The sequence below is a fragment of the Gramella sp. AN32 genome, assembly GCF_023718305.1.
GTDB classification, from domain to species: Bacteria; Bacteroidota; Bacteroidia; order Flavobacteriales; family Flavobacteriaceae; genus Christiangramia; species Christiangramia antarctica.
The window spans coordinates 20,012-32,579 of record NZ_QEYO01000025.1; the positions used below are offsets into that span (position 1 = coordinate 20,012).

The 12,568-nt window shown below is 38.0% G+C and carries 13 protein-coding genes; 11 read left to right on the forward strand and 2 right to left on the reverse strand.

Going from position 1 to position 12,568, the window contains the following annotated elements; all coding sequences use genetic code 11:
- Positions 1 to 42: 42 nt before the first annotated feature.
- The 3 genes from DHD80_RS18765 to DHD80_RS18775 are packed head-to-tail and all read left to right on the forward strand — an operon-like array spanning position 43 to position 2,198.
- Positions 43 to 549 (forward strand): DUF4920 domain-containing protein, encoded by a 507-nt coding sequence (locus tag DHD80_RS18765; RefSeq protein WP_251743005.1) that lies wholly within the window; start codon positions 43 to 45, stop codon positions 547 to 549.
- The gene (gene mnmD / locus DHD80_RS18770) at positions 550 to 1,239 is read left to right on the forward strand and encodes a tRNA (5-methylaminomethyl-2-thiouridine)(34)-methyltransferase MnmD (protein WP_251743006.1); all 690 of its coding nucleotides are present in this window, start codon (positions 550 to 552) and stop codon (positions 1,237 to 1,239) included.
- 53 nt (positions 1,240 to 1,292) lie between these two features.
- Complete coding sequence (locus DHD80_RS18775) at positions 1,293 to 2,198, forward strand: TIGR01777 family oxidoreductase (protein WP_251743007.1); 906 nt, start codon at positions 1,293 to 1,295, stop codon at positions 2,196 to 2,198.
- Between the two features lie 46 nt (positions 2,199 to 2,244).
- Here the strand turns inward: DHD80_RS18775 and DHD80_RS18780 are convergent, their stop codons facing one another.
- Positions 2,245 to 2,916, reverse strand: a complete 672-nt coding sequence (locus DHD80_RS18780; RefSeq protein WP_251743008.1) for a YceI family protein — start codon at positions 2,914 to 2,916, stop codon at positions 2,245 to 2,247.
- 155 nt (positions 2,917 to 3,071) lie between these two features.
- On the opposite strand from DHD80_RS18780, the gene DHD80_RS18785 reads away from it, so the two are divergent.
- The 6 genes from DHD80_RS18785 to DHD80_RS18810 all read left to right on the forward strand — a co-directional run bounded on the left by DHD80_RS18785 (position 3,072) and on the right by DHD80_RS18810 (position 9,360).
- Positions 3,072 to 3,662: a nucleotide exchange factor GrpE gene (locus DHD80_RS18785; protein ID WP_251743009.1), complete on the forward strand. Its 591-nt coding sequence runs from the start codon at positions 3,072 to 3,074 to the stop codon at positions 3,660 to 3,662.
- A 31-nt stretch (positions 3,663 to 3,693) separates the two neighbouring features.
- A complete protein-coding gene (dnaJ, locus tag DHD80_RS18790) occupies positions 3,694 to 4,809 on the forward strand; it encodes a molecular chaperone DnaJ (RefSeq protein WP_251743010.1) in 1,116 nt (371 codons plus the stop codon).
- 208 nt (positions 4,810 to 5,017) lie between these two features.
- A complete protein-coding gene (locus DHD80_RS18795) occupies positions 5,018 to 5,947 on the forward strand; it encodes an ATP-binding cassette domain-containing protein (RefSeq protein WP_251743011.1) in 930 nt (309 codons plus the stop codon).
- Positions 5,940 to 7,238, forward strand: coding sequence for an ABC transporter permease (locus tag DHD80_RS18800; RefSeq protein WP_251743012.1), 1,299 nt, complete (start codon positions 5,940 to 5,942; stop codon positions 7,236 to 7,238). The genes DHD80_RS18795 and DHD80_RS18800 overlap by 8 nt, the downstream gene beginning before the upstream one ends.
- Entirely contained in the window at positions 7,223 to 8,176 is a 954-nt protein-coding gene (locus DHD80_RS18805) for a mechanosensitive ion channel domain-containing protein (protein ID WP_251743013.1), read from the forward strand. The genes DHD80_RS18800 and DHD80_RS18805 overlap by 16 nt, the downstream gene beginning before the upstream one ends.
- Before the next feature lie 17 nt (positions 8,177 to 8,193).
- On the forward strand, positions 8,194 to 9,360 hold the full coding sequence (locus tag DHD80_RS18810) for a sigma-54 dependent transcriptional regulator (protein ID WP_251743014.1): 1,167 nt from the start codon (positions 8,194 to 8,196) through the stop codon (positions 9,358 to 9,360).
- On the opposite strand, the gene DHD80_RS18815 is transcribed toward DHD80_RS18810, so the two are convergent.
- Entirely contained in the window at positions 9,357 to 9,962 is a 606-nt protein-coding gene (locus tag DHD80_RS18815; RefSeq protein WP_251743015.1) for a hypothetical protein, read from the reverse strand. The two genes, DHD80_RS18810 and DHD80_RS18815, sit on opposite strands and share 4 nt — an antisense overlap.
- A gap of 75 nt (positions 9,963 to 10,037) precedes the next feature.
- Between DHD80_RS18815 and DHD80_RS18820 the strand changes: the two genes are divergently transcribed.
- Entirely contained in the window at positions 10,038 to 10,916 is an 879-nt protein-coding gene (locus DHD80_RS18820) for a PPK2 family polyphosphate kinase (RefSeq protein WP_251743016.1), read from the forward strand.
- Positions 10,917 to 11,200: 284 nt separating this feature from the next.
- Positions 11,201 to 12,568 (forward strand): MATE family efflux transporter, encoded by a 1,368-nt coding sequence (locus tag DHD80_RS18825; RefSeq protein ID WP_251743017.1) that lies wholly within the window; start codon positions 11,201 to 11,203, stop codon positions 12,566 to 12,568.

The following is a 12,568-nucleotide window of genomic DNA, read 5'->3' on the forward strand; positions in this document are numbered from 1 at the left end:
TAAAGTTTTGGTAAATTTGGAAATAGTCAAAATTGAATGTTCATGAAAAGCATCTTATATTTCGCCTTGATCTTTTTTGCCATCTCCTGTAATCAAAATACGGAAAGTGATAAGAAGGATCCCGCTATTGAAGAAAAAGTGCAGGATGGATATGAGTCGTTTGGTGCGAAAATTAGCCCTGAGGGTAGCTTTTCATCGTCTATCATGTTAGAGAAATATGGAAACTTGCGAAGTGGGGATACTATTGATGAGAAGTTCACAACCACGGTGAACAGTGTTTGCCAAATGAAAGGCTGCTGGATGGTTTTGGAGCTGCCTGGGGTAGATGATGCTATGGTGAAATTTCTTGATTACGGTTTTTTTGTTCCGAAAGATATTGTGGGAAAAGAGATCATCGTTCGCGGGAGAGCGTTTGTTGAAGAAGTTTCCGTAGAAGATCAAAGGCATTTTGCTGAAGACGCGGGAAAATCTATAGACGAAATAGTCGCTATAAGAGAGCCTAAGACAAGTTTTGGTTTTATAGCAGACGGCGTGTTAATAAAAAAATAATTGGAACGGAAGATCATAAAAACCGCAGATGGTTCTGTAACCATTCATTTACCGGAGTGGAATGAGCAGTACCACTCAAAACACGGGGCTATTCAGGAAGCGCAGCATGTTTTTATAAAAAGCGGACTTTATTATTATCTCGAGAATTTCCATAAAACTGAAATTTCTGTCCTGGAAATTGGTTTTGGAACCGGTTTAAATGCATTTCTCACCGCTTTGGAAGCAGCTAAACTTGCGATCAAAATTAACTACACGGGTGTTGAAGCTTATCCTGTTAAAAAAGATGAGATTGAAAAACTAAACTATCCTGAAGCTGCTAAGGCTTTAAATCATAAGGAACTTTTTCAAAATTTACATAAAACTTCCTGGGAAAAGGAAGTGGTGATCTCACCAAATTTTGAACTTTTAAAACAGAATAAGACTTTTGATCAAATTGATGATCAGGATAAATTCGACCTTATTTATTTTGATGCTTTTGGTGCGCGTGTACAACCGGAACTTTGGACAGAAGAAATCTTTCATAAAATGTTTTCCGCCTTAAAACAAAATGGAACCCTCGTTACGTATGCTGCAAAAGGCAGTGTAAGAAGGGCAATGATCGCGTGTGGATTTAAAGTTGAGAAGATTCCGGGGCCTCCGGGAAAGCGGGAAATGTTAAGAGCCGTTAAATATGTACCACTTTCACGTTAAACCTATTTCCTGCTATTCCTAGCTGAAATTCCTTGTGTATCTTAAAAGAAAAAATGAGGATATTAATCACAGGAGCCACTGGGCTGATAGGATCGGAACTCTCGAAGTTATGTTTGAAAGAAGATATCCAGGTAAATTACCTTACCACGAGTAAAGAAAAGATCAAAAACAAGAAAAATTATACAGGCTATTTCTGGAACCCCAAAAGTGGGGATTTTGATATGAAATGTCTGGAGGGAGTCACTACCATAGTTCATTTGGCGGGATCTAGTATTGCTGAGCCCTGGTCCCGGGAAAACAAGAAAAAAATAATCGAAAGCCGAACAGAAACTGCGGCATTTCTTCAGGAAAAATTAGAAAAGACTACACACACTGTTCAAAACTTTGTTTCAGCAAGTGCTATAGGGGTATATCCAAGTTCATATAATAAACTTTACCATGAAGACGATGAGGAAGTTGCCGATGATTTTCTTGGAGAAGTAGTAGAGAAATGGGAAGCTGCCGCAGATAATTTTGAAAAAGAAGGATTGGATGTAGCTAAGATAAGGGTAGGGCTAGTTCTGGCAAAAGATGGTGGTATGTTGAGTCAGGTGAAAAAACCGGTAAAACTGAATTTAGGGGCGCCTTTAGGGAATGGAAAGCAGTGGCAGTCATGGATTCATATTAGCGACCTTGCCTGCATTTTCTTATTTGCCATAAAAAAAGAACTTAGTGGGGTATATAATGCGGTCTCACCAAATCCCGTAACAAACAGGGAGCTTACTATGGAAATTGCCAAACAATTAAATAAAAGTATCTGGTTGCCGAATGTTCCAGGATTTGTTTTAAAAGTAATTTTGGGGGAGATGGCTACAATTGTACTGTCGAGTCAGTTGGTTAGTTCTAAAAAAATTGCTTCTGCAGGGTATAATTTTGAGTATGTGAATATGCCTAATGCACTTTCAAATTTATTAAAATAAAAAAAGGCTGCCCATTGGCAGCCTTTGCTATCTTCAAAAGATCAAATTAAGCTTTCTTAGCCTTAAGATCGATTTTCAGGCTAATATCATCATTGATGAATTTATCCCCAAGACCATCAAATACAGATTTTGATCCGTAATTCACATTCCAGTTGGTTCTATCAATAGTAAATTCCTCACTTGTGATCGTATACGTTTCACCGTTCTTAGAAATACTTACCGGGAAAGAAATATTCTTGGTTTCTTCTTTTAAAGTAAGGTTTCCCTGCATCATGGTTTGTCCATCAGCTTCAGTAAACCCGGTTACTTCAAATTTAGCCTGTGGAAATTCATTAACATTAAAGAAATCCCCTTCTTTACCTTCAACAGTACCCATCAAGTGAGCTTCAAGGTTTGCTTTTTCATCACCTTCAAGATCATGAACTTCGATAGATTTCATGTTGATCACGAAAGATCCACTTTCCACTAAGCTATCGTTAGCCATAAAAGAACCTTCAGCTATTTTAATAATACCATTATGGGTTCCCGTAGGTTTTTCACCTTTCCACTCGATAACCGAAGAAGTAGTATCTACCATGAATTCCATAGCAGCATTCTCAGCAGTTGCAGCATCCTTAGCCTCAGCTACTTCCGCCTCATTGCCCTTATTGTCTTTGCATCCAACCATTGCCATTCCAAGACCTGCAATAACAAATGCGTTTAAGATTACTTTTTTCATTTTCAAAAAATTTTTGTGTTTAGGCTGCAAAAGTACTCCGTCCATCAAAGCATGAATCATAAAATTATCTTAAAATAATTCTGTGACATTTTGACATTTGAATTGAATTGGCAACGAATTTGTCTTTAATAGCTGAAAGAAAAAAAAATTAAGTAATGAGTCAGAAAAATCATAAAGCTGAAGACGATAGAGATATAAAGGACCGCGTAGAAGAAATACTTGATGATGCGATCGAAGAAATAGAGGAAATAGACGGTGATGAAGTTGATAGCGAAGAAATTAACGATGAAGATTTAAGCCAGGAAGAACTTTTAAAAGAAGATCTTCAAAAGGAAAAAGATAAATTCTTAAGGCTTTTTGCGGAGTTTGAAAATTATAAGCGCAGAACTTCCAAAGAACGTATAGAATTATTTAAAACTGCCAACCAGGAAGTAATGACCGCCATGTTGCCGGTTATGGACGATTTTGATCGCGCCATGAATGAATTAAGAAAAAGTGACGATGAAAACCTGATCAAAGGTGTTGAGCTTATACATAATAAATTTAAAGAAACGCTTCGATCTAAAGGTTTGGAAAGAATGCAAATTGAAGAAGGAGCCGATTTTGATGCTGAAGTTCATGAGGCCATTACACAAATCCCGGCACCATCAGAAGATTTAAAAGGAAAGATCATAGATGTAGTTGAACCGGGTTATAAACTCGGTGAGCGAATTATCCGTTACCCCAAAGTAGTAACTGGAAGATAATTAGTGCCTTAGCATACCCTAAAAACCAGAGATGAAAGAAGATTATTACGAAATATTAGACGTTAGCAAAAGCGCTTCAGCTGCAGAAATCAAAAAAGCCTACCGGAAAAAAGCTTTAAAATATCATCCCGATAAAAATCCCGGGGATACCAAAGCTGAAGATATGTTTAAAAAATCTGCTGAAGCTTATGAAGTTCTGGGGAACCAGGATAAGAGGGCCAAATATGACCGTTTTGGTCACCAGGCATTTGAAGGCGGTGGCTTTGGAGGAGGCGGGATGAACATGGACGATATTTTCAGCCAGTTCGGTGATATTTTCGGCGGAGGTTTTAGTGGCGGAGGTTTCTCAGGTTTTGGCGGCTTTGGTGGAGGCCAGCGCCGTATGAAGGGAAGTAATCTAAGGATAAGGGTTAGTCTTAATCTTGAGGAGATTGCCAATGGCTGTGAAAAGAAGATCAAGGTTAAAAGGAAAGTTCAGGCTCCGGGAACATCGTATAAAACCTGTTCTACCTGTAATGGTAGCGGGCAGGTAACCAGAATCACCAATACGATATTGGGAAGGATGCAAACTGCTTCTCCATGTACAACCTGCGGAGGAAGCGGACAGATCATTGACAAAAAGTCTGAAGATGCCGATGTAAATGGAATGATTACCAGGGAAGAAACTGTTTCTATAAAAATTCCGGCAGGTGTTGAAGATGGAATGCAATTGAAAGTTACTGGAAAAGGTAATGATGCCCCGGGGAGTGGTATACCCGGTGATCTATTGGTAGCCATAGAAGAAAAGGCACATGAAAGCCTTCAACGGGAAGGGGATAATTTGCATTACGATCTTTACATCAGTTATTCTGAAGCTGCTTTAGGGACTTCAAAAGAGATTGATACGGTAACCGGCAAAGTTCGTATCAAAATTGAAGAAGGAGTACAATCTGGAAAAATATTAAGGTTAAGGGGGAAAGGTATTTCGAGTATTAATGGATATGGAAAAGGAGATCTTTTAGTACATGTGAATGTTTGGACGCCAAAAACTTTGTCCAGAGAACAAAAAGAATTTTTCGAAAAAATGGCAGAAGATGATAACTTCAGACCAAATCCAGAAAAAAGCGATAAATCCTTCTTTGAAAAAGTAAAAGATATGTTTTCATAAAAAGTAAATTTTAAGAAAATTTTTATATATTTGAATATCACTAATTCTTTTAGTGATATTTTTCTTTTTCATAGCAATTTTTTTCCCATCCTTAATTTTTTTAAGGGTGGGTTTTGTTTTTCACATCAATTTTTAGATTATAAATTCTTCTTAATCGCCTTTGGGCTCTTGCCGATTTATATATCTTTAACATTCTATTAAAAACCGTATGGATCATCTTTTGGTTGCCGAAAACGTCTCCAAACAATTCGGAAATTTTACCGCTTTAAATAATATTTCAATTAGTATTCCCAGGCAAAGTATCTTTGGCCTGCTGGGTCCTAATGGAGCCGGTAAAACCACTTTTTTAAGAATTGTCAATCAAATTACTATGCCAGATACTGGCAAAGTATACTTAGATGGTAAACCATTGCATCCAGATGATATAGCGCATATTGGTTATCTTCCGGAAGAACGCGGGCTTTATAAATCGATGAAAGTTGGAGAGCAGGCTTTGTACCTGGCCAGGCTGAAGGGTTTGAGCAAAGCAGAAGCAAAAGAACGTTTAAATTACTGGTTTAAGCGTTTGGAAATTGAAGGTTGGTGGGATAAAAGGATTCAGGAACTTTCTAAGGGAATGGCGCAAAAAGTACAATTTGTAATCACTGTTTTGCACAATCCAAAATTGCTCATTTTTGATGAACCTTTTAGCGGATTCGATCCCGTGAATGCAAATTTAATCAAAGACGAAATATTACATTTAAAAGAAGAAGGGGCAACCATCCTTTTTTCTACGCATCGAATGGAAAGTGTTGAAGAACTATGTGATTATATCGCTTTAATCCACAAGTCGAATAAATTAATTGATGGTAAGCTTACCGATATCAAAAAAGAATATAAATCAAATACTTTCGAGGTGGGTTTGGATGCGATAGATGAAGTGACTTTAAAACGGGAGCTAGAAGATCGATATAGCATTGGAGTCGCAAAATTCAAAAGTATCAATGAAGACCTTAAACTGAGTATCAAGTTAAAAGATGAAGAAACTTCAAATGAACTAATTCAGTTCTTGTTGAGTAGAGGAAAAATCAATCACTTTGTAGAGGTGATCCCCTCCGTAAACGATATATTCATTAAAACGGTGACTCAAAATGCGTAATCTTAGATTAATCATCAACCGGGAATATTCAGCCAGGGTTCGAAATAAAACCTTTATTGTAATGACTTTTTTGAGCCCGATTATCTTTGTGGTAATGGTTTTATTGATCGCCTATTTAAGTATGCTGAATAGTACAGATCAAAAAATTATTGGAATTTTTGATGAAACCGGGATCTTTACTAATGAGTTTAAGGATGGAGAACAGGTTCAATATATCTACTTTAATAATTCAAATCTGGAAAATGCCCGACAAAAGGTGCTGGATAATGAATACTTCGGATTAATTCATATCGCCAAAATTGGAGATGGCCCCAATAGCTCTACCGAAGTTGGATTTTTAGGAAACGACACTCCGGGATTCGGTACGATTGAAAGTATAGAAAAGACGATTTCTGATAAACTTACCCGTCAGCAATTAATAAATAAAGGAATAGATGTTTCTGAAATTGACGCAGCGAGGGCGAAAGTAAATGTTGAAATTCAAAATTTTTCAGGGGAACGCAGTTCTAAAATGTCCAATTACATCAAAATGTTTTTTGGAGGTGCTGCGGGCTATCTTCTCATGATGTTCATTATTATTTATGGAAATATGGTCATGCGTAGTGTGATCGAGGAAAAGACCAACCGTATTATAGAAATTATTGTTTCTTCAGTAAAACCTTTTCAGCTCTTATTGGGCAAAATACTTGGAACTTCTCTTGCGGGAATAACACAATTTACGGTTTGGGTAATTTTAGGGACAGTTCTTTTATGGAGCGTTTCCAGTTTTTTAGGTATTGATCCCCTGGCAGCGCAAACGCCTTCTACAGAAATGATAAATGAGATGGCAAGACCGGAATTAAATCAGCTGGTTGTTGATATTCTGAAATTACCTTATGCAAGTTTACTTGTATTCTTTTTGATCTATTTTATAGGTGGATATTTTCTGTATAGTGCCATTTACGCGGCAATTGGGGCAGCGGTTGATAGTGAAACCGATACCCAACAATTTATGTTTCCTATCATTATCCCTTTGATATTAGGGATTTATGTGGGCTTCTTTTCTGTGGTTGAAAATCCACACGGAACGGTTTCCACCATTTTTTCAATGATTCCCTTAACTTCACCTATTGTGATGCTCATGCGTATTCCATTTGGAGTGCCGTGGTATGAAATTAGCATTTCAATTATTATCTTAATTGCTACAAACTTTGCAATTTTATGGCTTTCAGCAAAAATTTACCGCGTGGGAATTTTGATGTATGGGAAGAAACCGAGTTATAAGGAACTGTATAAATGGTTGAAATATTAATGTTACAGGAAGATCAATCTGCCAAGGAAAAAGTAACCGAAGTTATCGAGCAGGATATCTGGGGAACTATTGTGGATTTTTGGAACCTTGGCTGGAGTTATAAATTAGGTGATGAACCGGTGACCATTACCGTTGGGTTGATCATTCTGGTCGTCCTCTCCTTTGTAATTACCAGTATAGTGCTCAGGATGTTGCGATCTTTTATCACTTCTAAATTATTGGAGGAGGATAAGCTCAAGTTCATCAGCATCTTCAAATTTGTAAAATATATTGTTTACGTAGTGGTGGTGCTTATTACGTTAAGTTCCTTTGGGATTAATGTAACCGTGGTACTGGCTGCTTCCGCAGCACTTTTTGTTGGTCTTGGTTTAGCTTTGCAAGAGTTGTTTCAGGATGTAATTGGCGGCATTTTTATAATTCTGGATAAATCTTTGATGGTTGGAGATGTGATAGAAATGGATGACCGCGTAGCCAGGGTCTTTGAAATTAAGCTAAGAACTACCCGTGCCCTTACCAGGGATGATAAGGTAATGATCATTCCCAACCATAAATTTATTAGTGAAACCGTATATAATTATACCCAAAATCACAAAACCACAAGAGAAGCGGTAAAGGTTGGTGTGGCCTATGGGAGTGATGTGGAACAGGTAAGGGAAGTACTTTTAGACTGTGCCAGTGAACAGAAAGGCATACTTAAAAAACCGGAACCCTTTGTTCTTTTTGAAGATTTTGGGGATTCTGCGCTCATGTTTGGCTTACATTTTTATATTTCCGATAGTTTTGTAGACCCAAAAGTGAAAAGTGAGTTGCGATTTAGGATCAATAATATGTTTAAACTGAACAATATTACCATTCCTTTCCCGCAGCGGGATGTGCATATGTTCTATCCACAAAACATGCCCCCAAAGGAGGGAATAAAGCCTGGTGAAAATGATTAAAATTTAAAGTATTTAAAATGGCAAAAATATTATTGATAGAGGATGAAGCTTCCATTAGAAGAGTCTTAAATAAAATCCTTTCTGAAGAAAATAAAGATTATAAAGTAACTGAAGCTGAAGATGGCCTCGCCGGAATGGAGATCGTGAAAAATGAAGATTTTGATCTTATACTTTGCGATATCAAAATGCCAAAAATGGATGGGGTTGAGGTGCTGGAAGCTGTACAAAAAATTAAACCTGAAATTCCTGTAGTGATGATTTCCGGTCATGGTGATCTTGATACTGCAGTGAACACCATGAAAATGGGGGCTTTTGATTATATCTCAAAACCACCTGATCTCAACAGACTTCTAAACACGGTTCGACATGCCCTGGACCGCAAAGAACTAGTTATCGAGAATACGCGCCTTAAGAAAAAGGTAAGTAAAAACTACCAAATGATTGGGGAAAGTGAGGCTATTGTGAATATCAAAGATATGATCGAAAAAGTAGCGCATACCGATGCCCGGGTTTTGATCACCGGCCCAAATGGTACCGGGAAAGAACTGGTTGCGCACTGGTTACACGAAAAAAGTGATCGTAGCAAAGGGCCCATGATCGAAGTGAATTGTGCCGCAATCCCTTCAGAATTAATTGAAAGTGAATTGTTTGGGCATGTAAAGGGTGCTTTTACATCAGCTAATAAAGATCGTGCCGGTAGATTTGAAGCTGCGAACAAGGGCACAATTTTCCTGGATGAAATTGGTGATATGAGCTTAAGCGCTCAGGCCAAAGTTTTAAGGGCGCTCCAGGAGAATAAAATATCCAGGGTGGGAAGTGATAAGGATATTAAAGTTGATGTTCGGGTGATAGCTGCGACCAATAAAGACCTTAAGAAGGAAATTGAAGAAAATAATTTTCGGGAGGATCTTTATCACCGGCTTGCAGTAATCTTAATTGAAGTTCCTGCTTTAAAAGAAAGAAAAGATGATATCCCATTATTGATAGAGTATTTCAGCGAAAAGATCGCACAGGAGCAGGGAACTAATCAGAAAAATTTCACCAGTGGTGCAATTTCGGCACTAAAGGAAAGCCATTGGAGGGGAAATGTTCGGGAGCTTCGAAACGTGGTGGAACGTTTGATCATTCTTGGTGGTAACGAGATTACCGATGAAGATGTTAAACTCTTTGGTAGCCGATTCTAAGGTCGCTTATTTCTGGGTTTTTTCGGATCGTATTTAAGAAAATACATCGTATCCCCACTGGGATGCGCCCATTCATGAAAAAGATCGAAACCAACTCGTTGATAAACTAGGGCATTGGTACGTCCCCTCGTTTCGGCATATAATTCGAGGCCGGTATCATGAGCCGTCCTGAAAAATACATCCTTCATCTCTTTTCCCACCTGCGTATCAGCTCCACGGGATTCTTTTAAAATTCCCCAAAACCAGCAATAAAGATACTCTCCGGTTTTTGGCCGTTGATCTTTAATATATTTCTGGGTTTTTAAAATTTTGATCGCGTTTTTGACCCCTGTTACATTTATTAAAAGGCCTATTTGTGTCCAGAGATCTTTCCAGATACTGTTATCTTTTGCACTGGTTCTAAAAAGAATGGCAATTCCATCCTTTTTTCTTGAAAGAATAAGCGCATCTTTTTGAAGTGCTTTTTCCACCATATGCCTGGCGAGATAATCAAAACGTTCTTCCAGCTTTCCATCCTTTTTTACAATATCGCGGGAAGTAGGGGTTTCCTTTAAAAGAATAGAAACCTTATTGATGATGTCTTCTTTTTCTGTTTGGTCCAATGCAAAAATCTTTACCGCGAAGATAAAAAAATTAAAAGTCTTAAAGATTGTATATTTAAATCAAAGAATGATGATATGAAATCTATAAATGAAGCAGATTTTCGAGTGAAATCTGAAATAAAACTAAAAAATCTCGACACCAGTTTCGATCTAAAAGAAGATAAAAAGAAAATAGAAAAAGAACTGGAAGATGTTCGGGAAGATCTGGGCGACTGGCAGGATAAATTGTACGCGCACGGGAAATATGCCGTCCTGATTTGTTTACAGGGAATGGATACCGCCGGAAAAGATAGTTTGATTCGCGAAGTTTTTAAGGATTTTAATAGTCGGGGAGTGGTAGTACACAGTTTTAAAACACCTTCTTCTATAGAGCTGAAACATGATTATTTATGGAGGCATTATATCGCCTTACCTGCCCGCGGAAAATTTGGAGTTTTCAATCGCACGCATTATGAAAATGTTCTGGTTACCAGAGTTCATCCTGAATATATTTTGAATGAAAATATTCCTGAAATACAGGGAGTAGAGGATATTAATGAGAATTTCTGGCTGAAGCGTTTTGAACAAATCAGAAATTTTGAGGATCATATTGCAGAAAATGGTACGATCATTTTTAAATTCTTTCTGAACATTTCTAAGGTTGAGCAAAAAGACCGCTTATTAAGAAGACTGGAAAAGCCGAATAAAAACTGGAAATTTTCCCCCGGTGATTTAAAAGAAAGGAAGCTTTGGGACAAATATCAGGAATGCTATGAAGATGCTATCAATAATACATCTTCTGAAAAGGCTCCGTGGTATATAATTCCTTCAGATGATAAACCCACCGCGAGATATTTGGTGGCAAAAATTTTATACGATGTGCTCAAAGAATATCAGGATGTAAAAGAACCGGCATTAGATGCTAAGATTAAAGACAATTTAGAGCAATATAAGGAACAGTTAAGGAAAGAATAATAACAATCAATGCCGCAAAGGTTCTCAGTTTTTAGTTTATTTGATCTTTCAAACTTCAACTATTCAACTTCATGAATATAAAGTTTTGTCTTCTCATCCTTTCTGTGAACAAGCGGGAACTTGAACTTGGAACTGCGACTATGGCAAGTTTGATGTATTTAGCAGGATAAATATGATCTTGAAACCGTTGAAACTTCATCCCAAATAACCGATTAAAAAGATCGCATTTTTTTGGTTTTTTCAGAAAATTAAAGCCGTTACCTTTGCAATCCAAAAAAAGGTTTTTGCAACTTTCAGATTACACAAAAGAATTTAGCCGAAATTTAAACATTGCCTTTCCGGTCATGCTTGGCCAGTTAGGTCATGTGATGGTGGGATTGGTGGATAACCTGATGATTGGTCAATTAGGCGCTGCACCACTGGCGGCAGTATCCTTGGGAAATGCCCTGGTTTTTATCGCCATGTCCCTGGGGATAGGATTTTCCTTTGCAATTACACCCTTAATTGCCGAAGCTGATGGCGCCGGAGATCTCGAAAGCGGAAGAAGTTATTTTCATCATGGTTTGATCATGAGTAGCATTAATGGGATCTTCCTTTTTCTCCTGTTATTGCTTTCCAAACCCATTCTATATTATCTGGATCAGCCGGAAGAAGTGGTCGTGCTGGCGATACCTTATATGAATATCGTGGCGCTGTCTATGGTGCCTTTAATGGCTTTCCAGGCCTTTAAACAATTCGCCGATGGGCTTTCGCAAACCAAATATGCCATGTATGCCACCTTGCTGGCGAATGTCGTGAATGTCATTTTTAATTATCTGCTTATCTACGGTTTCTGGATCTTCCCAAGGCTGGAACTTGAAGGCGCTGCCTGGGGAACGCTTATTTCGAGATTTTTTATGCTTTGGTTTATTTGGGAAATTTTAAAGCGAAAATCAAAATTTGCCGCTTATTTTAAATGGTCGAAAAAAGAAGCAATACACTGGAATATTTTCAAGAAAATATTTTCCCTGGGATTTCCTACGGCCTTACAGATGCTATTTGAAGTAGCGATCTTTACGGCGACTATATTTCTGGCCGGAAACCTGGGCACGAATCCGCAGGCGGCGAATCAAATTGCGCTTAATCTTGCATCTATGACCTTTATGATTGCAGTGGGCCTGGGTGTGACCGCAACCATACGCGTGGGGAATCAGGTAGGTACCAGGAAATACAAAGATTTGAGAAGGATTGCTTTATCTATTTTCCTACTGGTATTTCTTATTGAAGCAGTCTTTGCACTACTCTTTATTTTGCTGAAGGATATCATGCCCACTTTTTATATCGATAATGCTGAAGTGATCATGCTGGCTTCGCAATTGCTTATCGTAGCGGCATTATTTCAGTTGAGCGATGGTGTGCAGGTAGTTATTCTGGGCGCTTTAAGAGGTTTGCAGGATGTGAAGATACCCACGGGAATATGTTTTATTGCTTACTGGATCATTGGTTTTCCCGTAAGCTTTTATTTCGGGCAAAAAGAACAATTTGGAAGTATGGGGATTTGGTTTGGTTTGCTGGCCGGGTTAACATCTTCAGCATTATTATTGTATTTTAGGTTCAATTATTTAAGTAAAAAATTAATCCGCACCAAAGAAAAAGTGGTGCAACAAGTGTAA

Bases quoted from the DNA above. Each gene is read 5' to 3' on its own strand.
- DHD80_RS18820 (WP_251743016.1), top strand. From the start codon at position 10,038: ATGAAATCTATAAATGAAGCAGATTTTCGAGTGAAATCTGAAATAAAA.
- DHD80_RS18810 (WP_251743014.1), top strand. From the start codon at position 8,194: ATGGCAAAAATATTATTGATAGAGGATGAAGCTTCCATTAGAAGAGTC.
- DHD80_RS18795 (WP_251743011.1), top strand. From the start codon at position 5,018: ATGGATCATCTTTTGGTTGCCGAAAACGTCTCCAAACAATTCGGAAAT.
- DHD80_RS18780 (WP_251743008.1), bottom strand. From the start codon at position 2,916: ATGAAAAAAGTAATCTTAAACGCATTTGTTATTGCAGGTCTTGGAATG.
- DHD80_RS18765 (WP_251743005.1), top strand. From the start codon at position 43: ATGAAAAGCATCTTATATTTCGCCTTGATCTTTTTTGCCATCTCCTGT.
- DHD80_RS18800 (WP_251743012.1), top strand. From the start codon at position 5,940: ATGCGTAATCTTAGATTAATCATCAACCGGGAATATTCAGCCAGGGTT.
- DHD80_RS18775 (WP_251743007.1), top strand. From the start codon at position 1,293: ATGAGGATATTAATCACAGGAGCCACTGGGCTGATAGGATCGGAACTC.
- DHD80_RS18805 (WP_251743013.1), top strand. From the start codon at position 7,223: ATGGTTGAAATATTAATGTTACAGGAAGATCAATCTGCCAAGGAAAAA.
- DHD80_RS18785 (WP_251743009.1), top strand. From the start codon at position 3,072: ATGAGTCAGAAAAATCATAAAGCTGAAGACGATAGAGATATAAAGGAC.
- dnaJ (WP_251743010.1), top strand. From the start codon at position 3,694: ATGAAAGAAGATTATTACGAAATATTAGACGTTAGCAAAAGCGCTTCA.